General features: G+C 42.6%; 22 protein-coding genes and 1 tRNA gene. 5 read left to right on the top strand and 18 right to left on the bottom strand.

Annotated elements, in window-relative coordinates; all coding sequences use genetic code 11:
* The first annotated feature begins 148 nt into the window (after positions 1-148).
* The gene (locus AAEY78_RS08980; protein WP_352339008.1) at positions 149-1867 is read left to right on the top strand and encodes a proline--tRNA ligase; all 1719 of its coding nucleotides are present in this window, start codon (positions 149-151) and stop codon (positions 1865-1867) included.
* An 85-nt stretch (positions 1868-1952) separates the two neighbouring features.
* On the opposite strand, the gene AAEY78_RS08975 is transcribed toward AAEY78_RS08980, so the two are convergent.
* The 5 genes from AAEY78_RS08975 to AAEY78_RS08955 all read right to left on the bottom strand — a co-directional run bounded on the left by AAEY78_RS08975 (position 1953) and on the right by AAEY78_RS08955 (position 6059).
* Positions 1953-2345 carry a lysozyme inhibitor LprI family protein gene (locus AAEY78_RS08975; protein WP_352339007.1) on the bottom strand — a complete coding sequence of 131 codons (393 nt, stop codon included), beginning with the start codon at positions 2343-2345 and terminating at the stop codon, positions 1953-1955.
* Between the two features lie 82 nt (positions 2346-2427).
* The gene (gene queF / locus AAEY78_RS08970) at positions 2428-3291 is read right to left on the bottom strand and encodes an NADPH-dependent 7-cyano-7-deazaguanine reductase QueF (RefSeq protein ID WP_352339006.1); all 864 of its coding nucleotides are present in this window, start codon (positions 3289-3291) and stop codon (positions 2428-2430) included.
* Positions 3292-3342: 51 nt separating this feature from the next.
* Complete coding sequence (locus tag AAEY78_RS08965) at positions 3343-4116, bottom strand: ABC transporter permease (protein WP_352339065.1); 774 nt, start codon at positions 4114-4116, stop codon at positions 3343-3345.
* A 32-nt stretch (positions 4117-4148) separates the two neighbouring features.
* Complete coding sequence (locus AAEY78_RS08960) at positions 4149-5111, bottom strand: ABC transporter ATP-binding protein (protein ID WP_352339005.1); 963 nt, start codon at positions 5109-5111, stop codon at positions 4149-4151.
* 318 nt (positions 5112-5429) lie between these two features.
* Positions 5430-6059: a c-type cytochrome gene (locus AAEY78_RS08955; RefSeq protein ID WP_352339004.1), complete on the bottom strand. Its 630-nt coding sequence runs from the start codon at positions 6057-6059 to the stop codon at positions 5430-5432.
* A gap of 371 nt (positions 6060-6430) precedes the next feature.
* On the opposite strand from AAEY78_RS08955, the gene AAEY78_RS08950 reads away from it, so the two are divergent.
* A tRNA-Arg gene (locus tag AAEY78_RS08950) sits at positions 6431-6507 on the top strand.
* Positions 6508-7033: 526 nt separating this feature from the next.
* Here AAEY78_RS08950 and AAEY78_RS08945 read toward each other — a convergent pair.
* On the bottom strand, positions 7034-7528 hold the full coding sequence (locus AAEY78_RS08945; RefSeq protein ID WP_352339003.1) for a hypothetical protein: 495 nt from the start codon (positions 7526-7528) through the stop codon (positions 7034-7036).
* 35 nt (positions 7529-7563) lie between these two features.
* On the opposite strand from AAEY78_RS08945, the gene AAEY78_RS08940 reads away from it, so the two are divergent.
* Positions 7564-8379 (top strand): NAD-dependent deacylase, encoded by an 816-nt coding sequence (locus AAEY78_RS08940; protein WP_352339002.1) that lies wholly within the window; start codon positions 7564-7566, stop codon positions 8377-8379.
* Positions 8380-8484: 105 nt separating this feature from the next.
* Here the strand turns inward: AAEY78_RS08940 and AAEY78_RS08935 are convergent, their stop codons facing one another.
* From AAEY78_RS08935 to AAEY78_RS08920, 4 genes are all read right to left on the bottom strand, one after another.
* A complete protein-coding gene (locus AAEY78_RS08935; protein ID WP_352339001.1) occupies positions 8485-9489 on the bottom strand; it encodes an adenosine deaminase in 1005 nt (334 codons plus the stop codon).
* Between the two features lie 91 nt (positions 9490-9580).
* Positions 9581-10111 (bottom strand): TPM domain-containing protein, encoded by a 531-nt coding sequence (locus AAEY78_RS08930; RefSeq protein ID WP_352339000.1) that lies wholly within the window; start codon positions 10109-10111, stop codon positions 9581-9583.
* Between the two features lie 154 nt (positions 10112-10265).
* Positions 10266-11465, bottom strand: coding sequence for a TPM domain-containing protein (locus AAEY78_RS08925; RefSeq protein ID WP_352338999.1), 1200 nt, complete (start codon positions 11463-11465; stop codon positions 10266-10268).
* Positions 11466-11645: 180 nt separating this feature from the next.
* Positions 11646-12263: a LemA family protein gene (locus AAEY78_RS08920; protein WP_352338998.1), complete on the bottom strand. Its 618-nt coding sequence runs from the start codon at positions 12261-12263 to the stop codon at positions 11646-11648.
* 952 nt (positions 12264-13215) lie between these two features.
* On the opposite strand from AAEY78_RS08920, the gene AAEY78_RS08915 reads away from it, so the two are divergent.
* A complete protein-coding gene (locus AAEY78_RS08915) occupies positions 13216-14766 on the top strand; it encodes an alanine/glycine:cation symporter family protein (protein ID WP_352338997.1) in 1551 nt (516 codons plus the stop codon).
* A 295-nt stretch (positions 14767-15061) separates the two neighbouring features.
* Here the strand turns inward: AAEY78_RS08915 and AAEY78_RS08910 are convergent, their stop codons facing one another.
* Both AAEY78_RS08910 and AAEY78_RS08905 read right to left on the bottom strand, forming a co-directional pair.
* Positions 15062-15682, bottom strand: a complete 621-nt coding sequence (locus AAEY78_RS08910; protein WP_352338996.1) for a fasciclin domain-containing protein — start codon at positions 15680-15682, stop codon at positions 15062-15064.
* A gap of 415 nt (positions 15683-16097) precedes the next feature.
* On the bottom strand, positions 16098-16652 hold the full coding sequence (locus tag AAEY78_RS08905) for a fasciclin domain-containing protein (protein ID WP_352338995.1): 555 nt from the start codon (positions 16650-16652) through the stop codon (positions 16098-16100).
* 619 nt (positions 16653-17271) lie between these two features.
* On the opposite strand from AAEY78_RS08905, the gene metH reads away from it, so the two are divergent.
* Positions 17272-21087 carry a methionine synthase gene (metH, locus tag AAEY78_RS08900; RefSeq protein ID WP_352338994.1) on the top strand — a complete coding sequence of 1272 codons (3816 nt, stop codon included), beginning with the start codon at positions 17272-17274 and terminating at the stop codon, positions 21085-21087.
* Between the two features lie 158 nt (positions 21088-21245).
* Here metH and AAEY78_RS08895 read toward each other — a convergent pair whose 3' ends face one another.
* The 6 genes from AAEY78_RS08895 to AAEY78_RS08870 form a co-directional block, all read right to left on the bottom strand.
* Positions 21246-22205 (bottom strand): reverse transcriptase family protein, encoded by a 960-nt coding sequence (locus tag AAEY78_RS08895; RefSeq protein WP_352338993.1) that lies wholly within the window; start codon positions 22203-22205, stop codon positions 21246-21248.
* On the bottom strand, positions 22174-22488 hold the full coding sequence (locus AAEY78_RS08890) for a helix-turn-helix domain-containing protein (RefSeq protein WP_352338992.1): 315 nt from the start codon (positions 22486-22488) through the stop codon (positions 22174-22176). Before AAEY78_RS08890 ends, AAEY78_RS08895 begins: the two co-directional genes overlap by 32 nt.
* 34 nt (positions 22489-22522) lie before the next feature.
* A complete protein-coding gene (locus AAEY78_RS08885) occupies positions 22523-22675 on the bottom strand; it encodes a hypothetical protein (protein WP_352338991.1) in 153 nt (50 codons plus the stop codon).
* 404 nt (positions 22676-23079) lie between these two features.
* Positions 23080-23220, bottom strand: coding sequence for a DUF2256 domain-containing protein (locus AAEY78_RS08880; RefSeq protein ID WP_352338990.1), 141 nt, complete (start codon positions 23218-23220; stop codon positions 23080-23082).
* A 45-nt stretch (positions 23221-23265) separates the two neighbouring features.
* Positions 23266-23436 carry a DUF2256 domain-containing protein gene (locus AAEY78_RS08875; RefSeq protein WP_084785818.1) on the bottom strand — a complete coding sequence of 57 codons (171 nt, stop codon included), beginning with the start codon at positions 23434-23436 and terminating at the stop codon, positions 23266-23268.
* 47 nt (positions 23437-23483) lie between these two features.
* Complete coding sequence (locus AAEY78_RS08870; protein WP_352338989.1) at positions 23484-24455, bottom strand: beta-propeller domain-containing protein; 972 nt, start codon at positions 24453-24455, stop codon at positions 23484-23486.
* Positions 24456-24695 lie beyond the last annotated feature (240 nt).

Here is a 24695-nt window from a genome sequence, read left to right as displayed (position 1 = left end):
TAGCACCTTTACGGTTTAGCGCATTGTTGTTCAGTTATAAACAGTAGCTATACAGGTAAGATTATGGCGAGCAAATATCCTCAGCCAAATGCTTCGCCTGCTACTGTTTATTTTTTTATTTTATCAAAGATAAGGTTCCGCTTTATTTATGAAAGCCAGTCAATTTTTGTTCGCCACGCTTAAAGAAACCCCTAGTGATGCCGATATCGCCTCAAGTCAATTGATGGTACGTGCCGGTTTGATTCGTAAAATCGCATCTGGATTATATATCTGGCTGCCAATGGGGCTGCGCGTGTTGCAAAAAGTCGAGCGTATCGTTCGCGAAGAGATGCAAAATATTGGTGCACAAGAAGTGCTGATGCCGATGACCCAGCCGGCTGAGCTTTGGCAGATGACTGGACGTTTTAACGATTATGGTCCAGAACTGTTGCGCTTTAAAGACCGCCATGACCGCGACTTTGTGCTCGGTCCAACCCATGAAGAAGTGATTACCAATCTGGCACAAGGTGAGTTGCGCAGTTATAAGCAGTTACCGATTACCTTTTTTCAGATTCAAAACAAATTCCGTGATGAGATTCGCCCACGTTTTGGGGTGATGCGCGCACGTGAATTCACTATGAAAGATGCCTACTCCTTTCACGTTGATCAAGCGTCATTAGCCAAAACTTATGACGAAATGTATGACGCTTATACGCGTATCTTTACTCGCTTGGGCTTAGATTTCCGTGCGGTACAAGCGGATACTGGCTCGATTGGTGGTTTTGCCTCGCATGAGTTTCATGTCCTAGCGGATAGCGGTGAAGATGATATCGCTTTCTCAGATTCGTCCGATTATGCCGCGAACGTTGAACTTGCAGAGTCTATCAGCACCGCTGAGCGTCAGCCAGCGACCAAGCCACGTGAAGATGTGCTTACTGAAAACATGCCAACCTGTGAAGCGGTGGCAGAATATCTAAATATTCCGCTTGCGAACACGGCTAAGACTTTGATTGTGCAAGGTCATACGCCTGAAGGTGAGCCACAGCTTATCGCCGTTGTCTTGCGCGGTGACCATACGCTGAATACCATTAAAGCTGAAAAAATCGAAGAAGCCAATGTGCCATTAACCATGGCAACTGAGGAAGAGCTGAAAGCGGCTGGTCTGCATAAAGGCTATATTGGCGTTGAGCTGGACATGCCCGTATTTGTCGATCGCGCTGCTGCGGCATTGTCTGATTTCGTATCTGGTGCTAACGTAGTCAATAAGCATACTACTGGTATGAATTGGGAGCGTGATGCCCATATCACCCGTGTGGTTGATATTCGCAATGTTCATGAAGGCGATCCTTCTCCTGACGGTAAAGGTACGCTACAAATCAAACGCGGTATCGAAGTCGGTCATATTTTCCAACTGGGTGATAAATACTCGCAAGCCATGAACTGTAACGTGTCTGGTGAAAATGGCAAACCGGTAACGCTGATGATGGGCTGTTATGGTATCGGTGTGAGCCGTATTATTGCGGCGGCTATCGAGCAGAACAATGATGAAAATGGCATTATGTGGCCACCAACGCCAGACGTTAGCGATTCACTGGCGCCATTTGAAGTCGCTATCGTGCCGATGAAGTCGAAAGAAGATACCGTTATGGAGACGGCAACGGCACTATATGAAGAGCTTAAAGCACAAGGCATTAATGTGTTGCTTGATGACCGTAACGAGCGCCCAGGCGTGAAGTTTGCTGACCTTGAATTGATTGGTATTCCGCATCGTATCGTGGTCTCTGACCGTAACTTAGCAGAAGATAAGTACGAATACGTCAATCGCCGTGATAGCGAAAAACAATTACTTAGCCGTGACGAGTTATTGGCAAAATTGACCGCTAAATAGTTTTATTAAAAAGTAAGTAATAAAAAAGCGTCCTATTTAAGGACGCTTTTTTATTGTTAAACAATAGCTAAAGAAATGAAAATCATTATTTAATATTGTACTTTTTAGCCAGTGCTTTACTACGTTTTTGGGTTTCGTTGGCGGTACAAACATCAGCACCAATCATTTGCCAAACAACCATATTATTCATCTCACCTTCATGCTCAAAGTTACACTTCTTATTGCGACTCTTCAGCCAAGCTGCCTGTTCTTTATCCAACTGGGTCTTTTGCGTTGCAGATAGTGTACGATACGCACTCATATAAATTTTATTAAGACGCTTCTTTTCAACTAAAACGGCATTTGTGCCACAATCGGAAGCCACTTCCATATAGGAATCTTCACAAACATATTCTTTTTCTACAAATGCAGCTTGTGCTCCAGTCATTGATAATACCGTCATCATTGTCGCAGCAAAAAAACCTGTTATTACTTTCATAATTACATCCTAATTTTAGTAAAATAATGTTTACTAATTATATAGGATAAATTCAGATTATCACAGTTGCTAATACTGATATTTACTGACGAATTAAGCGGCTTGGCGCTGGCAATAAACTCATATCACTCACACGGCAAGGATTGATATCAATACCGCCGCGGCGCGTATACCAAGCTCGAACCATCAGCGCACTTGGCTCATAATGTTGGCTCAAATCAGCAAATATCTGCTCCACACATTGCTCATGAAAGCCATTGTGCTGACGAAAGCTCAAAATATAACGGAGCATATTGGCATAATTGACTGTTTTATTCGAGGTCATCGACACCGCCAAAGTGCCCCAGTCTGGTTGATTGGTCACCGGACAGTTACTGCGCAGCAAGTTAGAATAAAAGGTGAATGTTTGACTGGCGTTTTGTTGTGCGTCAGCGTCAACACTATCGACCTTTAACAGCGACGAATCAGGATGCAGACTTAACGGCACTTTATGGGCGCTATCGAACAAGGCATTATCAATACAACTACCCTCAGGTTGCATGATTAATAATCCTGAGTCATTATCAGTTAACTCAAACAATTCAACTTGCACATCCGCTTGCACGCATTTGGATAAATCTTTAGCAATCAGCGTTTCTACCGCTTGCCAGTTATTAAATTCAGTGAAATTCAGACTATTAAGATATAACTTCAATGATTTAGATTCAACGATAAATGGTGAGCTTGCTGGAATACTAAAACGCGCCATTGCCACTTGCGAGATGCCTTGAGGATTGAGCCATGACATCTCAAACGCGTGCCACCAATCAACGCCAATATTCAGCTTATCGTCCTGCCAGCCAATAGCATCACGCCCAAGGCTACGTGCTATCGGATACAGAGTCTCTGGACTATATTGGGTCGGATAATCTGTGGTCTGCTCGCCTAAAATGCCATGAATACTCATCTATTTTCCTTATTAGATTCTTTATAACTTTGGTTTTGCTTACTCATAGATCTACAAGCGAATACGCGAGCCATTACTTAATAAGCGATAAGAAATCACATAAAAAATCACGCAAAAGGCAAAAATCGCTGCCATTGAATACCATACATTGACATCAGAATGACCGAGAATGCCATAACGGAACGAGTTCACCATATAGACAATCGGATTGAGCAGTGAGACGTTATGCCAAAATGGCGATAAATTCTCCATTGAATAAAACACCCCACCCAAAAAGGTTAATGGCGTCAGCACAAAGCTTGGGATAATAGAAATATCATCGAATGAGCGCGCATAAACGGCATTAATAAAGCCGCCTAAGGAAAACAAAACAGACGTACCAAGCACCGTAAACATGGTCACAAATAAATGCTCAATACCAAGTTTAGTAAAGAATAGCGCCACGATAGAAACAATAACCGCGATAATCAAGCCGCGGAAAATACCGCCACTGATATAGCCCAATAATATCGCGTGCTTTGATACTGGCGAGACGAGTAGCTCTTCGATACTGGCGGTAAATTTGGCACTAAAAAAGCTAGAAACCACGTTAGAATAACTGTTGGTAATCACTGCCATCATGATTAAACCAGGCACGATAAACTGCATATAAGGCACACCGCCCATATCTCCAACACGCCCGCCAATCATCTTACCAAAGATAACAAAGTACAACGCCATAGTAATCACTGGTGGTAATAATGTTTGCGGCCAGATGCGCAAGATTCGGCGGATTTCTTTGAGTAAAATCGTACGAAATGCAATCCACTTTTTAGCAAATGACATGGTCTCGTTTGGATTGACCTTAATGACTTGTCTCATAATCCCGCCTCCTTCATGCTGTCTTCGCTTTGAATATTTTTATCCACCAGTCGCATAAACAGCTCTTCTAGGCGATTGGATTTATTACGCATACTACCAACTTCAATACCAAGCGTAGTCAGCTGCTCAAACACGCAGTTTAGCGACTCGCCTTCAGTTAATGTCACCTCCAGCGTCAGCGTATCAGGCTGCGCGATTTCAGTAACTTTATCAATCACTAAAGGCTGGGTGAGCGGCTTGGTTAAATCTAATACAAAGGTTTCAACTGACAATTGCGCCAGCAAATCCTTCATTTCTGTATCAATGCGAATTTCTCCATGATCTAAAATCGCAATACGCTTACACAGCTGCTCTGCTTCTTCTAGATAATGAGTAGTAAGGATAATAGTGGTGTTTTCTTCAATATTAATTTGCTGCATAAACTCCCACATCGAGCGGCGCAATTCAATATCCACCCCAGCAGTCGGCTCATCGAGGATAAGCAGTTTGGGCTTATGAATCAATGCCCGCGCAATCATCAAGCGGCGTTTCATTCCACCGGACAGCTCGCGCGACATGTTATTGCGCTTATCCCATAATCCCAACGCTTTAAGCAAACGCTCTGCCCGCGGTTTTGACTCTTTAGCAGAAATACCAAAATAACCTGCTTGAGTAATCAGAATATCTTGTACTTTTTCAAACTGATTAAAGTTAAATTCTTGCGGCACCACGCCCAGATATTGCTTGGCAACAGACGGATTTGCCAATAAATCAGTACCAAAAATATGCACGCTGCCATTAGTCGGTTTAAATAAAGAGCTGATAATGCCAATCATCGTCGACTTGCCCGCACCATTTGGTCCCAATAACGCAAAAAATCCGCCTTGCGGTACGGTTAAGCTGACATTTTTCAATGCCGAAAAGCCATTATCGTAAGTTTTGGATAGATTTTGAATCAAAAGTGCGGGAACCTCAGACATGCAGACCTCTGTGTTTTTTATAAACGATGTATAAAATAGATGATGTAGTGCATTAATGTGAGGCTCACGCCGCCCAATTTCAACGGTAAGGCGAGGTTAATCGGCAGATAAACTTATAGCCATAAAAAAGCGCCCATCTCAAATTACGAAATAGGCGCTCTATTTTCTTCATGCAACTGTTGCATAAGTTTTTATATTTACCACTACCATCCATTAGCGCTTGTTACCACTTACTTTAACAGATGTACCGTAATACAAATTCGCTAAACACTATTGCTTTTGACACTGATTCAATATGATTAGCAATTATTACAAATGCTAGCTAGAGCCTGCAATCATATAGTCAACCGCATTGGTGACTTCTTCATCGACAATATCAGCGCCGCCTTTTGCGGGCATCGCATTAAAGCCATTAATAGCATGATCATATAAAGTGGCTTTACCCTTAGCAATATGCGAACTCCAAGAGCCAGCATCGCCGTACTTAGGTGCGCCTAGCAAACCTGTCGCGTGACAAGTATGACAAACCGCATTATATACCGCTTCACCATCACGAGGACCATCGCCTGCGGCAGGACCCGATGAGCGTGCCGTTACGTCACAGGGCTCGCCGCCCTCAAAGCATACGGTTGCAACCGGCTGAATACGCGCGATCAACTTAGGATATAAGGCAATCAGTTTTTGGACTTGGGGCGTATCTTCAGGAATAGGCTCTTCGGCAGCAGGTGCCGCTGGTGCCATTTCTTCAGCAGGAGCGGCGCCGTCTGTGGTATCAGCTGCAGCCTGTGTGTCATCACCCAACTTTTCAGGGGCGTCAGCGACGACATCCTTTGCTTCTGCCACATCAGAAATCGTCACAGGGGTATCTGCGATATCTTCAGCTTGGCTCACCGCGATACTAGCGATTCCTAGAATGGCAGCTGCCGATAACATCACTACTTTTCTCATTCGTCACGTTCTCTTATTACGTATACAAGGGGCTGGCTTGGTTTGAGGCGACAATTTATCGTTATTAAAATACCGCTAATAATGGTATTTATAATGACAAATAGACCTCAAATTGGCGGGCACCCTTGGCATCGGTGATTATCATTGGTCATTTTCCCTAACATTATAAGGGAAAAGGCGGTCAAATTGCCATGCTTGTTTGCCTACTGGCTTGTTTTTTCTTAAACAAACTTAATAGCGAGCTTCATACATTGGCTTTTGTACTTTTTTTTGTTAGACTAGGCGGTCTTTATTTATCGACAGCTTTTATCAGTAATAAAGGTTGAACACCGATAGGTTTAGACTATTGTCATTTATAATAGATATTATATGCGCTCGTAGCTCAGTTGGATAGAGTATCGGTCTCCGAAGCCGAGGGTCGTGGGTTCGATTCCCGCCGAGCGCACCAATCCCCGTATTTCCTCATTCCCCAGCATTACCTCATATCTCTAAAACCCTTTCATAGCCTCATTCTACGTCTTTAACTATTACTTGTCATTACCTAGTAGCACCTATAGAATGTTATTAAATTTGTTGTACATATCCAACATGACTATTCTTCAACAACATGACTATTTTTCTGGCCAATAGTAACTGTCAGGTAGCGCCCTTGCACCGAATAAGGCTTGTCCAATACGAGCGATAGTTGCTCCCTCTTCAATGGCAATCTCAAAGTCTCCCGACATCCCCATAGACAACTCATATGAGACGGTAGATTCTCTTTTAATTTATCTCGTAACTGTCTTAATAAGATAAAGCAATCTCTAACTTTTTCGTTATTGTTTGACAGTAAGGCTAGTGTCATCAGCCCTTTCATTTACAATCTATCAAGACCCTTAATCTGCTTGACAAATTCAGCTACTCATTTCATTTAATAAGGGATAGTTATAGGGCTAAACCGACTGTTTTATCCGTTTTGTTTGGAGTTATTACGCCTATTTGAGGTTATCAATTAGCTGGGCGCGACTGGGCACTCGATGATAATTAATTACTGGTATACCTCCTAGCAGGCGCTGACCGACAGCGATTTTCTTATCGACTGTGATCATGGCAACTTTTATTCCTTGCTGACTTATCAGCAAATGCTGACCTTTACGTGCCACTTGATATTCAGGAAAGGACTCTTTAAGCAGGGCAGCGGTTTTTTGTAAGGCGTCATTAGGAAATAACTTTGTCCAAAGCGATGTAGGAGTTTTGGCAGTATTTTTGTTAGAGGACGTTTGCTTAGATACTGTCTGTTTAGACATCGACTTTTTAGAAAGAGGGTTTTTAGAAAGTGATGTTTTATTTATTGATGATTTAGTATCCGATTTATTAGCCCTAAAACCTTGATTTGCGTCTTCATCTTTACTACCGCGCGCCTTTGCCAATATCCAGAGCGCAACCACCACTGTCAACAGTATGACAAGCCACCAAATTCCGTCTATCATGAAGGGATACGTCCATTATCAATAAAGGTTAAGCCATGTTAGCAGAATTATCGGCAAAGTTATGCGCTCAAATTCAAGGTGCCGCTACTATATTACGTACCGCTCAGCGTGTATGTATTTTAACAGGCGCTGGCGTGTCGGCAGAAAGTGGTATTCCGACTTTTCGAGACAAACAAACCGGCTTATGGGCGCACTATAATGCCGAAGACCTTGCCAGTATTGACGGCTTTGCTCGCGAGCCTGAGCTGGTATGGGCATGGTATCAATGGCGCAGGGAGCTGGTGCACGACAAAACGCCCAATCCAGCCCATTATGCGCTAGCACGATGGCAAGAGCATATTACTTTATCGCATTCTGCACAACAGCTGACATTAATCACTCAAAATGTCGATGACTTGCATGAGCAAGCAGGCAGTACAGTGACCCATTTGCACGGACATTTAAACCGTAATCGTTGTAGTCAATGTGACACGCCTTATAATGCGCCTATCGTGTCCACTGCTCATCAAGTAGATTTTGGGGTGGCTTTGTTAAATTGTGACCATTGCGGCAGTTATATTCGTCCAGACATTGTCTGGTTTGGCGAAGCATTACCAGTTGACGCTTGGCAAACGGCAGAAGATGCGGCAGCAAACTGTGATGTATTTATCAGCATTGGCACCTCAAGCATGGTCTATCCAGCAGCAGGCTTGGCACATTTGGCGCAACAAAACGGTGCAACACTTATTGAAATCAATCCTAATCCTACCTCAAATACAGTCGTCGACATCACTTTAGCGGCGGCGGCGGGCGTGGTCATGCCAGCTCTTCTGCAAGGTATTATTACTTCATCCCCACCTTCCAAAGATTAGTCTTCAAAGTAGACGATTAAGTATGATATAAAGGCTACTATGTCACATTTGGTTCATTAATTACCTGATTATTTATCTTATTACTTAGCTCGTCATTTGTTCTTATTAAATGGCTTGACGTGCTTGCTCAACTCTTGCCAAATAGTCTTGTTTTAATCTCTCATCTATAAATGCTGAGCGAAACGAGTTTTTCACCAAGGTAACAATATCGTCTTCAGACAACGATAGATTTTCGTATAAATTTATAAAATTCTGATTGATGTAACCTTTAAAATAAGCAGGATCATCAGAGTTGACGCTGACATTTAAGCCATAATCTAATAAGTCTTTGATATTATGCGCTTGATAACTGTCGAATACTTTGAGCTCAATGTTTGAATTAGGGCAAACCGTGAGCGGCATTTGCTCGTCTTTTAACCGCTGCATCAGTGCTGGACTTTGAATCGACTGTACTCCATGGTCAATTCTACTGATACTTAACATATCGAGCGCTTCATAAATGTAGGTAAAATCTGCTTCTTCGCCTGCATGAGCCACCAATTTAAATCCAGCTTCTTTGGCTTTTTGAAAGACCTCTTTAAACTTCGACGGTGGGTTGCCGATTTCTGCAGAATCAAGTCCGACACCAATGATATCGTCTTGAAAGGGCATCGCTTGCTCTAACGTTGCAAAGGCATCGTCTTGGGATAAATGCCGTAAAAAACACATAATAATGCAAGAAGTAATGCCATATTTTGTGTTGGCATCAGCTAATGCTTCTTTAATGCCAGTTATTACTGTTTCAAAAGCAATGCCTCGTGCTGTATGCGTTTGCGGGTCAAAAAATATCTCAGTATGAATAACATTATCTTCTACACATTTGAGAATATATGCCCACGTTAAATCATAAAAATCGTCTTTGGTAATCAGGACATTGGCACCAGCATAATAAATATCTAAAAAGGTTTGCAGATTGGTAAAATTGTAAGCTTTGCGTACATCGTCAATATCTTGATAAGGAATGGCGATGCTATTTTTTTGCGCCAATCGGAACATCAGCTCAGGCTCAAGCGAGCCTTCAATATGTAGATGCAGCTCAGCTTTGGGCAATCGTTTTATTAAATCAATCATGGTATTCTCGTTAGACGGCTATTGAGATAAACAACGCTATATCAATATCAATATCAATATCAATATCAATAACTATGGAAATTGCTTAACGTTACTTTAAAAATACAACCGTATCCGACAGCTCGTTACCGGCAGGATCATGCTCTAAGTGATAATATTGACTTAACAGTTGCCCTATCTCATCTAACAAATCCGTGAGGCTTTCCTCAACTTTACGATTGGCGATACCTGCCACCGCCTTATCGCACATCGCGCGCCACACTGTTGGGCTCACATGCGCACTGATACCGCGATCCGCGACAATCTCTAAGCTGTGCTCGCAGATATTTACGTAGACCAATACGCCCGTATTTTCCTCAGTATCCCAAACCCGATAGCTGCTGAATAATTCGACCGCGCGCTCACGGCAACTGGTGCTGTATGCCGATTGAATGGGCAAATGATTTTCAATAACTAAAAACACCTCACCACGATGACCGCGCTCGGCTGATGTCACTTTAGTGGTTAAGCGTGCTTTGACCTCAGCGGTAAGCCAATTGCTATGGAGCATGGGGACGAACAAAACTTGACGCCACCAGCGTGCAAAGCTTGGCTGAGATGAAGGTAAGCTGTCTTGTGCCATTATCTTATTTCCTCAAGTACGCGATTGCTATCTGACTACTTGCAAGCGTTAAATTATTGGTGCTAAAGCCAGTTCGGTGCTTTTTGATATCAATAGCTTATGTTTTAGTGAGCAGATATTTTATTCATTAACGCTCTACTGATAAATATATCATCTACCATGAGCCGCCTGCACCGCCGCCGCCAAAGCCACCGCCGAATCCGCCGCCACCAAAACCACCTCCGCCGAATCCACCACCGCTACTGCCGCCACCAAAGCCCGGTAAAAAGACCATGCCGCCGCCGCCACCGCCGCGTCCCCCTCGACCACCACCACCACCACGAGCAATCAAAAACAGCCAAATAAATATCGCCATAATGATGGTCATAAAGAAGCCGCCACCCAATGCCAGTGAGCCTGCAACAAAGCCACCGGCAGTCAATACAGAACCAAAAACACGCCCAAAGATACTGGTGATAAATTGCCCAAAAACCATCGCGATAATAAACAATACAATCGATGACGGGCTATCATCAGAACCCTGTTGAGCAGTGCGTTCAGCCGCTTGAGCATCGGCGCGCGCCAGCACTTCAGGATCTGCCTTTAGGCGTCCCTCAAGGCTACTGATACCTGCTGATAGACCGGCAGCATAGTCGTTTTGTTTGAAGTAAGGGGTGATATCATCTCGGATAATACGATTCAAAGCGGCATCTGGCATGACGCCTTCAAGACCGTAGCCAGTCAAGATATAAATCGTACGGTCATTCACTGCCATAACAATGAGCAAACCATCATCGGTATCGGCTTCGCCCAATTTCCATTTATCCGCAACTTGTAGCGCATAGTCAAAGATAGGTATGCCATTCGTCGTTGGCACAATCACTAATGCCGCTTGCGCTAAGCCTTGACGATATATACTGTGCAACTGTTCGGTCAACGCTTGTTTTTGCTGAGGATTTAATAAATTTGCCTGATCTACCACAGGCGAATTCAGGATAAGCTTATCCGCATCGACACTGGCTGCACTAGAGGTAATTGGCGGTAATTTTTTGGTTGTCGTAGCGCCGTTATTAGCACTGTTATCGCTATTAGCATTGGGATTTAGGGCATCATTACCAAAGATAGCCCCGTTAATAGCGTCATTGCCCAGCACCGCATCATTAATCGCCTCATTGCCTTCACCTGCCTTGGCAATCGCGACCAAATCATCTACGCTACGGTTTTGCGCATTCATCGCACTATTCGATGCTGTGTCATTAGCCGCAGCACTATCAGCAGCAACAGCGCCTTCATTCGGCGCCGCATTCAGTCCTGTGACTGCCAATGAGCTAAGCGTCAACAATAAGGCTGATACGATTGCTTTGGAATTTTTCATCTGACTATTACCACCTCAAGTGCTGTCCATGCTGATAAGCAAAAATACCTTCTTAATAGTCTCAATAAAAAGATATGTTTGCCTGTTCTATCTTTAAATACCAATTATTAACTATAAGTAGATAAAGCTTTGTTTCTACTTCTTTGTTTCTACTTAAAAAATAATTAAGCAATCGCTACCTTATTTATTGTCACCAAAATCAACCGTTGGTGCGGTAGAAATCTCTTTTTCGTTTGCCACGTTAAAGTTAGGCTTGGCTTGCAAACCAAAGACTTTAGCAGTGATATTGGTTGGGAACTGACGTACCGTGGTGTTATAGCTCTGCACTTCTTGAATATAACGATTACGGGCGACCGTGATGCGGTTTTCTGTGCCTTCTAGTTGCGCTTGTAAATCTTGGAATAGTGCGTCAGATTTTAGCTCAGGATAACGCTCAGATACTGCCATTAATCGTGATAAGGCACTGCCCATTTGCGCTTGTGCTTCGGCATAACGCTCCATGGCTTGTGGGTCATTGAGCACTTCTGGCGTTATGGTAATGCCGCCCGCTCGTGAGCGCGCTTCTGCAACTTGGGTAAAGACGTCTTTTTCTTGGTCGGCATATTGCTGCACGACTTTTACCAAGTTTGGCACCAAATCGCTACGGCGCTGGTATTGGTTGACCACCTCTGACCACGACGCGGTGACTTGCTCATCTTGCGCCTGTAAATTGTTATAACCGCAGCCTGATAAGCCAACGGTTGACGTTGCCAATACGGCAGCGAGGATAAGAGGTTTTACAATAGAGTAACGCGCCATGAGACAATCTCCTAAAAATAAATGGGGTGAATAAAGGCACTATTAACGCTAATTGCGCCATGCTTTAGTACACGCATTTTCACCACTAAAATTACAGCTAATGTTTATGCTGCCAATGATGGCGTTATATTACTAATATTACAATTGACCGTTACCAAAACACAACCGCAAAGCCGTGCTTAACCAACGCTTACAGCAAATTTTCAGCCTTTTCGCTCGCTATTTTTGAGCAAGCAGTTTGCCTTATCTTAAGGCTCTAATATCTGACGTCATTCTTTTATGATTGACCTCCCCTTTCAGGGTTACTCTATTCATACTGTTCTGCCTGTTATATATAAGTTACCTATTAAACCCAATCATAATGCGTTTTATGCCTATCAATAAGGCAGAAACAATGAGCAATTTGAGAAATTCCTAGTAATTAGCCCAAAACTGTGGCAAATTGCAGTTACGTAGCCGTATGGTTTATATACATTTGACAATATTTTTAATAAGCCTTTGCTGCAAGTTGTTGTATTTAAAGCTAAATTTATTGGCAATATAGTATTAAATCGAAACAAAAAATATGGCTTATTTGATATTATCAATCTTTTAGTTATATAAGCAAAATAATTTGGTTATATAATGATAGTTTTTATCCGCTGGGTTCTTTATTTCGCTCTGCCTGCGTGACATCAGCATACCGCAGCCACCAACAAGGCAAAAGGAATTGCAACCACAGCTGCTCAGGCTCAACATCGCTCCTATTGTATATAGATGTTGTGCCTGTACTCATCAATTGAGTCGCTAAGTGGATAAGTACAGACAACGACAATCCATAGTCAGTGGTTAATGGGATGTTTATAAAGACCGCTTGTATAGAGACAGCTTTATAGACATCAACTGAAGATTAACGGCAGCACATTATTAGCTGCACGCATCACCACTTCGAGACAGTTTGAGGAATATAGATATGGAAGGTTTAGTTAATCTTGTAAATGGAATTATTTGGAGCCCAGCGCTGATTTATTTATGCTTGGGCGCAGGTCTTTTTTACTCCATCATGACCCGATTCGTACAAGTACGTCTCTTTGGGGAAATGATAAAGCTATTATTTTCAGGAAAATCAAGTGATCAAGGGATCTCATCCTTTCAGGCACTTGCAGTCTCTCTAGCCGGTCGTGTCGGCATGGGGAATATTGCTGGGGTAGCTGCAGCTATCGGTTTCGGTGGACCTGGTGCGGTATTTTGGATGTGGGTCGTGGCGTTCTTAGGGGCGTCTACCGCTTATGTTGAGTCCACTCTAGCGCAGATTTATAAAGAAAAAGACGTGATTACTGGTCAGTACCGCGGTGGTCCTGCGTATTACTTTGAGCGCGCTCTTGGTCAACGCTGGTACGGCATTTTATTTGCCGTTGCCTCTATCTTCGCTTGTGGTATGTTCTTGCCGGGCGTTCAGGCAAACGGCGTTATCAATGCCTTTACCCAAGTGATGGGCGAAGGCTCAGCAATGACGGTTGCAGGCTTAGAGTTCGGCTCTATGCGCCTATTAGCATTGGCAATTATCCTTGTGGTTTTAGCGATAATTATCTTTGGTGGTATTAAGCGTATTGCTTCTTTTACCGAGTATGCCGTTCCCTTTATGGCAATAGGCTATATTGTGCTGTCACTCATCATTATGTTTACCAACTATGAGATGATTCCACAAGTCTTTGGTATGATCGTGGGCGACGCTTTCACGGCACAAGCAGGCTTTGGTGCTGCTATTGGTTGGGGTGTAAAACGTGGTATTTACTCCAATGAAGCGGGACAAGGAACGGGTCCACACGCAGCTGGTGCAGCTGAAGTTGAGCATCCAGCCCAGCAAGGATTGGTACAGGCATTTTCAGTATACGTTGATACGTTATTGGTGTGTTCTGCTACTGCGTTTATGATTCTTACTATGGGTACATATAACATTCAAGGCACGCTACCTGACGGTCAGTTTATCGTCCAAAATGTGGCGGCAACGACAGAAATTAATGCGCCAGCCTTTACCCAAATGGCAATGGAATCTGTTTACGGTGTGTATGGCAATACCTTTATCGCAGTTGCTGTATTCTTCTTCGCCTTTACCACCATTTTGGCTTATTACTATATTGCTGAAGTGAACGTTGCCTATCTGACCCGCTTTATTAGCCCACGTGCAAACAGAACCGGCACATTCTTGGTTAAAATCTTGATCATGATCATGGTTGCCTACGGTGGACTGAACTCAGCTGGTTATGTTTGGGCAATTGGTGATATTGGTGTTGGTCTCATGGCTTGGCTCAATATCGTTGGTATTTTAGTCATCTTCTTTGTTGCTAAGCCGACGCTTACCATGCTAAAAGACTATGAAGCCCAGCGTAAAGCAGGTGTGAAGCACTATGAATTTGATCCTGCCAAATTTGGTATCAAAAATGCCCCTTATTGGGAAGAGCGTCATGCTAAAGCTCAGCAGAAACTAGCAGAAAGCTCATTGCATAAAGAGCCTAAACCATAAGGTTGTACAAGCTAATAAGTGCATCGCGATTGTTTATTTTAAAAAGCCCGAGGCATCTGTCTCGGGCTTTTTATTACCTTACCTATTATTCCTATTCATCTTTACATACTACCGCAGCATTTCTCTTCGCATGACTATGGATGTTAAGTCTGGCTGCGACATTCAGTTATCATAACTATCTTATTAGCACCCACAAAAAAGCCCAGCACGATAGGCTAGGCTCTTTTAGACAGGTTAATGATTAACTTTAGTAATCATTAACCTTAATAACAGTTTAACCTTAATACTGGTTCAATTACTCTTTTGGCAATAGTACAGTATCAATAACATGAACCACGCCGTTGGTTGCTACCATGTCCGTACCAACGATGTTCGCTGTGTTGCCACTGGCATCAGTAATCACATTGGCATCACTAATAGAGATGGTTTGACCGTTTACTGTTTTGATATCTGTACCAAAAGGAATGTCAGCGGCTTTTACGACCATAGGAACCACGTGATACGGAAGAACTGTTTTTAGCAAATCAGTATTGGCTAACAGCTCTTCTTTAGTCACATTCAACTTGGTTAATACAGCAGCAAACGCATCATCGGTTGGTGCAAATACTGTATACGTACCTGCGTCCATCATCATGGTATCAAGACCAGCTGCTTTTAATGCAGCCGTTAAGATGGTTAGTTTTTCATTGCCAGCAGCCATCTCAGCGATACTTTGCGTCGCTTCAGTTGCCATTGGATCCGTTTCAGCAACCACTTCTGTTTCAGGCATGGCTTCTGGCTCTACAACAACTTCTGTCGTGGCTTCTGGCTCAACCGTTTCAGTGACCACTTCTTTGTCATTACACGCAGCCAATGATATGGCAGCACTGATAATAGCTACTGATAATAATGATTTCTTTAATGAAGTTTTTAACATAACGCTTTTCCTGTGGGTTATAAAGTATAAGGTGCTGATGTAAATTGCTAAAAATAGCTGATAATTAAACAACCAAACACTAGCCGGCTATATACAAACCTACTAGCGGCTTATTGGAGTAACACATTACTACTTATTAAACAAAAGTTTTAATACAAGTTGTCAAACTGTGTATCGTTTATATAGATAAATACTGTAATTGAGTTAATTTCAAACCATTATGTAATTAAATGGTGAATGATTAAAATGATAGTAGTGGCTTGAATTCGTTACTATTTAATACCTCTTCGTAGAGCAGGCATTAAATAGCTAAAGATAAACTTAGACGAGCTGAGCTCTCCTAAGCTACGGTGTGATATCAATAAAAACATACTTTTGATGAGCGAGCCATCTCATTTAATGGCTTTGACGATGCCTACCTTGGTAATAATACTCTGTCAATAACATGAACAACGCCATTGGTTGCCGCAAGATCCGTTTTTAATAAGGTAATCTCGCGTCCACTTTCATCCATAAGTTTGCCTTGAGAGGTGACCATTAAGGTATCGTTACTCAACATAATGATATTGCCAGACGTCACATCCTTAGCGTAAATAGGCATTGTGCCATTAATGACATGGTAACCTAAAATTTTGGTGAGCAGCGCCTTGTTAGCAAACAGCTGCGCCTTGGTCATTTTCTTCTCTGCTAGCACCTGCATAAAGGCATCATTGGTTGGGGCAAATATAGTGAAATGGGCGTTTGGATTGGATAAGGTATTGACCAGTCCCGCCGCTTGTACCGCCTCTACCAATATTGAAAATTCTGGATTGCCTTGGGCAATTTGTACCACATTCATGGTCGCCATAGGCTGAGTATGAGTAGGGGTCGGCATCGGCACATGCGATTGTGGCGTCATATGGTTACACGCACTGAGCCCTACCAGTGACACAGCAAGTGCGCTAATTGTTGCAATTTTGGTGAGTTTCATAGCGATATCCTTAATAAAGTCATGCTAGATTAAAAAGCCTTAATTAGGACACGATAGCCCTATTCATCACTCATTTTTACTGCTCATCTTTTTTAAAACCTCTGCTCCAAGTGCTACGTTTTAAATAATACGTTCTTTAAAGTGGTTCATCGAAAAGAACGTTACCAACCATAGAGATAGGGGAAAACAATGACTACTGGATATTAATTAGCTCAGCTTATCAAGCATCGCAATTCATAAATTCAAATTAACATATATAATGCCGATAACCATTTGTTATCACGCTACATTTTGTAAACTTGTTGTAGATGATGACTATAGTTTTTTACTGGATACCTAGAAAACATACGTCAGCATAGACCTTATAAACTGCCGTTGGCATCTACTCTGTACTTAAGCGCACAGGGATGAATAATGGGTTTTTCGTGCTAGAATATTAATAACTATTTGCTAACTTCTTTATGTCAATGCTAAGTAAAGGATTGCTAGTGTATATTTTATAATTTGATTATATGACATATTTAAAACTCTATATTTTGAAAGCCTATACCTTAAAAGCTCTTTTATACCTTTCTTGACTATTTTGACTCTATAAATTCACAATATAAGTGACCTACCCATGACGCCGACACCCTCTGCTAAAATTGATACAACGCAAACGCCTACTTCTAACGCCAGCAACCCAAATGCCAACCCTAATGATTTTATCCTGACGCCGCCTGCTATATTTCCTTATAAAGAGCAGCAACTAACAGCACGCGCGCGTATTACTGAGCAGATGGCTGCACGCATTTTGATGCTAGATGGTGCGATGGGTACCCATATTCAGAATTATAAGTTAGAGGAAGCGGACTATCGCGGTGAGCGCTTTGCTAATATCAGTCAAGATGTGCGCGGTAATAATGACTTGTTGGTGCTGACGCAGCCGCATATGATCAAAGAGATTCATCTGGCGCATCTAGAAGCTGGCGCTGATATTATCGAGACCAATACCTTTAATGGTACACGGCTGTCGATGGCAGACTACGATATGCAGTATCTCGTGCCAGAGCTGAATAAAACGGCTGCTAAGATTGCTCGCGAAGCCGCTAATGAATTTACGGCTAAAAATCCTGAAAAGCCGCGCTTTGTGGCTGGGGTTATTGGACCGACATCACGTACTTGCTCACTATCGCCTGATGTCAATGATCCCGCCTTTCGTAACATCACCTTTGATGAGTTAGTGCTTAATTATCGTGAGTCAACACTTGCGCTGATAGAAGCTGGCGTTGATATTATTCTGATCGAAACCATTTTTGATACGCTAAACGCCAAAGCAGCGATATTTGCGGTAACCGGTGTGTTTGATGATATTGGTTTTGAATTGCCGATTATGATTTCGGGTACGATTACCGATGCGTCAGGTCGGACATTGTCAGGTCAAACCGCTGAAGCCTTTTATAACTCCATTCGTCATGCCAAACCTTTAACGGTTGGTTTTAACTGTGCACTCGGTGCTGATGCGTTACGTCCACATATTCAGACGCTATCGAACATCGCTAATACTTATGTCTCCGCGCATCCAAACGCTGGTTTGCCTAATGAGTTCGGTGAATACGATGAAACCGCTGCGGAAACCACTGCCCTATTAGAAGGCTTTGCTAAAGCGGGTATTTTAAATATCGTTGGCGGCTGTTGTGGTACGACACCTGAGCATATCCGCCAAATCGCTAATATGGTCGCTAATTATCCACCACGCGTGATTCCTGAGATTGCCCCTGCCTGCCGCTTATCTGGACTTGAGCCTTTTAACATTACCCCTGATAATCTATTCGTCAACGTTGGTGAGCGTACCAATGTAACTGGCTCGAAGAAGTTCTTGCGCTTGATTAAAACAGAAGCCTATCTTGAGGCGCTTGATGTTGCCCGTGACCAAGTCGAGGGCGGCGCACAAATCGTCGATATCAATATGGACGAAGGCATGCTTGATTCTAAGCAAGCGATGATTCACTTCGTTAATTTGGTCTCAGGCGAGCCGGATATTAGCCGTGTGCCATTGATGCTAGATTCATCAAAGTGGGACATTATCGAAGAAGGTCTTAAACGCACCCAGGGCAAATGTGTCGTCAACTCTATCTCATTAAAAGAAGGTCATGCCGAGTTCGTTGAACGCGCTAAGCTCTGTATGCGTTACGGTGCTGCCATTATCGTCATGGCATTTGATGAAGATGGACAGGCGGATACCTTTGAGCGTAAAACTCAGATTTGTAAACGCAGCTATGATGTGTTGGTCGATGAAGTGGGTTTCCCTTCTGAAGATATTATTTTTGACCCTAATATCTTTGCGGTCGCAACTGGTATTACTGAGCATAACAACTACGGCGCCGACTTTATCAATGCTACCAAATGGATTACTGAAAACCTGCCAAATGCTATGGTATCAGGTGGCGTATCGAACGTATCCTTTAGCTTCCGTGGTAACCCGATTCGTGAAGCCATTAACTCGGTATTCCTTTATCATGCGATTCAAAACGGCCTAACCATGGGTATTGTCAACCCTGCCATGCTTGAGCTGTATGACGACATACCTAAAGATGCCCGTGACGCCATCGAAGATGTCATGCTCAACCGTAACCAAGGCGAGAGTGGACAAGATGCTACCGAGCGACTGATGAGTGCTGCTGAAAGCTATCAAGATGGCGGTAAGAAAAAAGATAGCACTGTCGATATGACATGGCGTGAAGGCACGGTTGAAGAACGTATTGCCCATGCACTAGTAAAAGGCATCACCACCTTTATTGAGGCCGATACCAAAGAAGCGTGGGAGAAATATCCGCGTCCGCTAGAGGTTATCGAAGGGCCACTGATGGACGGTATGAATATCGTCGGTGATTTATTTGGTGCCGGTAAAATGTTCTTACCGCAAGTAGTGAAATCTGCGCGCGTCATGAAACAGTCAGTTGCTTGGCTAAACCCATATATCGAAGCGGAAAAAGTCGAAGGGGAAACCAAAGGTAAAATCCTAATGGCTACCGTCAAAGGCGACGTCCATGATATCGGTAAAAACATCGTCGGCGTGGTACTTGGCTGTAATGGCTATGACATTGTCGATCTAGGCGTGATGGTGCCGTGTGAAAAAATCCTTGATACCGCCATTGCTGAAAAAGTCGATATCATTGGCTTATCAGGTTTGATTACTCCAAGCCTTGATGAAATGGTTTATGTTGCCAAGCAAATGCAAGAGCGCGGCATGACACTACCATTAATGATTGGCGGTGCAACGACTTCTAAAGCGCATACCGCTGTGAAAGTCGAACCACAATACCAAAACGATGGCGTCATTTACGTAGCGGATGCCTCACGCGCAGTCGGCGTGGTGACCAAATTACTCTCCAAAGAGCATCGTCAGGGCTTAATTGATGACACCCGCGCGGAATATATCAAGGTGCGCGAACGCTTAGCGAAACGTCAACCTAAAGCTGCCAAGCTATCTTATGCCGAATCTATCGAGATTGGCTTTCAGTACGATTGGGACAACTATGTACCGCCTATACCTAATAAATTAGGGCAAGTGATATTTGATGATTATTCTATTCATGATCTCATTCCGTATATCGACTGGACACCGTTCTTTATCTCGTGGGGTCTGTCTGGTAAATACCCACAAATTCTAACTGATGATGTCGTTGGTGAAGCGGCGCAAGACTTATTTGGCAATGCCAAAGACTTACTCAATAAGATGATTGATGAAAAATCAATCGTTGCCAAAGGCGTATTTAAAATCGCACCCGCCAAACGTACTGGCGCGGATACCGTCACCGTCTATGACAAAGCGCCAACTGAAGGCGGCAGCGCAGAATATCAGTTTGAGCATTTACGTCAGCAAAGTGACAAAGCCAGCGGCACGCCGAACTTTAGCTTAGCGGACTTCATCTCACCGCTCGATACGCATACCGATTATCTGGGCGGCTTCACGGTCTCAATCGTGGGCACAGAAAAACTCGCTGAAGCATACAAAGCCAATGGCGATGACTATAACGCTATTATGGTACAAGCCTTGTCTGATCGCTTAGCCGAGGCCTTTGCTGAGCATCTACATAAGCGTATTCGCAAAGAGTATTGGGGCTATCTACCAGAAGAAGGTTTGAGTAATGACGAGCTCATCAAAGAGAAATACGTCGGTATCCGCCCTGCTCCCGGCTATCCTGCCTGCCCTGAGCATACGGAAAAAGGCAAACTGTTTGACTGGCTTGGTACGGGCGATGCCATCGGTACGACTTTGACTGAAAGCTATGCCATGTGGCCTGCGTCTTCGGTCAGCGGATTTTATTACTCGCATCCTGAGAGTGTTTACTTTAACGTCGGTAAAATTAGCACCGATCAGTTAGAGAGTTATGCTGAACGTAAAGGCTGGGATATGAAGACTGCTGAGAAGTGGTTGAATCCGAATTTGTAGGGTTAGTCTGAAGCGGTGGGGTTAGTTATTGTAGCTGATCCTGCTATTTTTCCATATCTTTGCTAACCAAAAGCTAGTGGTGAAATCACTGTCTTACTACTATTCTGCGTATTCAAAATTCACCTTGAAAATACTCAGTACAAAGACTTTTAAGTTAACTAAAGCTGTCCTTCTAGCTTTTTCTCTAACAATGATTGTGTTTGTAGAATAAAACAGGGCACTTCTCTATTTAATTGCCTTATATACTGAACTTTACCTTTCAAAGATAAACACTCATCTTTGAGTTGAGCATAGGACTCATTATCAACATTGATATTTATACTTTCACATAACTTTCTTAGCCCTTTATAATAAACATTCTTGACATCCACTGTATCTTTAAGAGCAACACCTGTCACTATCGGGGTCTGATTTGAAGTATATCTTTTGGTTTTTTCCTCTTTAATGATATAACCGTATCGTTCTATGATTTTTTTCATAACGTTATAATGGCTATCATTAACAATATCACCAGATATAGTTATATCATCTGCATAGACTGTAAATTCTTGCTGAAATCTATTAGATTGTAGATACATTTCGTGAAACATATCTGTATTTGCTAAATTACAAAGATATACACTAATTTGGCTACCTGTAGGTAGTGAGCCTTCAAAAGAACATATTATTGATAATACATAAGCTACATCTTGTTCGCATTTCAACTTGTCTCGAAAAAATCTACGTAGAGCTTCATTACATATGCTCTGATAGTAAGATTTAATATCAAAAGTGATTAACTGCTTAGAATATAAGTGAGCTTTTGCATTACTAATATGAGAGCAGCCTTTTTTTGAATAATTTATGTATGAAGGTGTTTCAACTCTAGCTAATAGGTTAGCAATTCGATTATGAACACGATACATTAGATTAATAGGCTCTTGAATTAATCGTCCTTTTTGGTTTGTATAGCAATTATAGAACTTACTATTTTTAGATTTATTAATTAGTAGCTTAAGCTCTTCATTATTTATACTAAGAATCTCACAAAGTTTTTTTAAGCTAGTAATTTTGTATAATCTACACTGATCTATAGAATACCTCTTATCAGCTTTTACCTTTAGTTTTTTTCTGCTCATATTCAGTACTCCAATCTAGGATTTTAAGAATAAAGCTCGCAGATTTTATCCGAAAAGTCTTAGATATCTTTCCTTCATTTTCGAGTTGTTCTGAAAAGTACAGTAGAGAAGAGACAGGTAGATCGAAATAGTCTGAATAGCTCTGTAAAAGCTCGATACTTGGGGACTTCTTACCATTCTCAATTTCAGACAGATAAGAATTAGATATATTTAGCTCTCGTGAGAGCTCATTTTGCTTCAATTTATGAAACAAACGAATTTTTTTTAAAGCATTGTTAATCATATAAGACTCCATAAGAATCTGTTGAGGACAACGCTTAAGGGTTACCATCAAAGTAGTGCTTAATTAAATCAAAAACCCTAAGCAAACTATAAATAATTTTAAAAGCTTTCAATAGCAAGAAGATTGACTTCTTTAGCAATTTTCTACTTCCCTTAAGCGGTTGCTGATTATTAGTTGATTTTTTCATAAAAACTTCTCCTAGTTAATACTAGTACAATTACCAGTATCCTCATCACAACTAGAAAAATAGACTTAATCAGCGGTCAATCCTAACAGGTGCTTGTTTGCTCTCGTCGCAAACAAGCACCATACCGAACTATTACAACACGTCGATTAAAGGACGCATGAGCCCAGCAAAAGGTAGAGGGTTCTAATCCTCCGCAGGTAAAAAACTTACCTAATATTCATGATGAGTTATTCGTCTATACATCAACTAACATCCAAGATTATACAATAAGAAAAAAATTAATCAATATTTATTTCGCTATAAGCGAAATAAATATTTGCAAATAGCGAATCTTAATACTCAAGGCTTTATAGTATTTAGTTAGAAACTATCGTAGCATCCTCTTATTCTAACTATAGCTCAATCTAATTTACCTTACCCCGCCGACACTTCTCCGAACAATAAATCACCTGCTCCCAATCCTTCTCCCACTTCTTACGCCAGCTAAACGGACGCTGGCAGACGGGGCAGATTTTTTGCGGTAGGTTTACTTTTTTATGTGCCATTGTCTGCTCCCTTGTTGCCAAATATCGTTAGTTAGCTAGTAATGCCTATTTATCTTCTTTCTGATGATCCAACCCTTCATACTTTTTCACGCGGCGGCACTGGTCGGAGCAATAGACCATACTTTCCCAGTTTTTATCCAACTTCTTACTCCAACTAAACTCGCGTTGACAGATAGGACATTCTTTTTTGCGGACGTTCTTTTTTTTGTGCGCCATATTATTGAGCCTATTTATTGATGATTTGAAGGTTTACTACTAACTGTTTAACGTCCCCACACAGGCGAGCGCGCTAGTCCGCCTGACTTACTGCTGATGGTGTAGCTTGCGCCGTTTGAAAGCGCGCGAATAACAAGGCTACTGCCCTTTTGCCCGCTATGTGGTGCATTTTGCATTGGATATACTGCATAGCTGCCACTTGGCGATAGACGCGCAGGCTCGTCCAGTCCAGTCTCGCCAAGGTTGAGCACCTGTCCAGTTGCCAAGGTCATGACGGCAGCTTGCCGACCGTTCAGATAAGCCATGCGCTGACCGTCTAAACTCAGCTGTGGGCTTGCCGCGTAGCCACTGGTTGCGATTAGATGCGACTTTTTGGTAGCAAAGTTATAACGATAAATGCGCGGACGACCAGCGCGGCTTTTATCACTGACATAGACGAAGCTCTTGCCGTCGGGCGCGTAGCTTGGCTGCACTTCGGTACTGGGAATCGTCGTCAATTGCGTGCTGCTACCATCACTTAAACGCAGCTCATAAATATCAGCATTGCCACTCGCTGTCGAGCTATACAGCAGCTTTTGTCCATCTGGTGAAAATGCCGCTGACAAGTGACTACCCTTACCACCAACCACCAACGTTTGGGCATGAGTACGCGTATCATAGACATATATTTTGGGTGGTTGGCGCTGCGCCTGTTTGCTATATGCCAATTGCTTGCCATCGGCTGACCACGCGGGCGCATAGATATAGCCATTGAGCTGATCTATCAACTGGCGGTCACTACCGTCAGGACGAATAGTATATAGCGAGGATATTTTTGCCGCGCCCAATCCTTGCTCCTCGACATAGGCGATGCGCCCTTGACGGTCAATTGCTGGCATAGCGGCAGTTAGCGGATTGGTCGCTACCGCACTGGTATTATCGGCATTCTGAATTGGCAAGGTGCTACAAGCCGTTAAAACGCTAAACGTACTCAGCAGCGCGGTAATAATAATGCCTTTATAGACAGTGGTAATCATCATAAAATAAAACTCAATTAAGAAGAACAATGCGCCAGTTCACGGCTAATACGTCCATGAATCGCTGATAAATCAGATTTTTAAGAACCATAGTTTTGATGCTGATAGTGTATCGTAATTAGCCATACGCTTTTTAATAAAGTAGCATTGGTGCTGACTAACACTGTGAACCGCCCCGGTATTGTCGGAGGCTCAACTTTCTGAGAGAATACGACAATGAAAACACGAAACTATACCCCCGAG

This window comes from Psychrobacter sp. 16-MNA-CIBAN-0192, assembly GCF_040309565.1.
Lineage (GTDB): Bacteria > Pseudomonadota > Gammaproteobacteria > Pseudomonadales > Moraxellaceae > Psychrobacter.
This window is presented reverse-complemented; position numbering and strand designations above follow the sequence as displayed.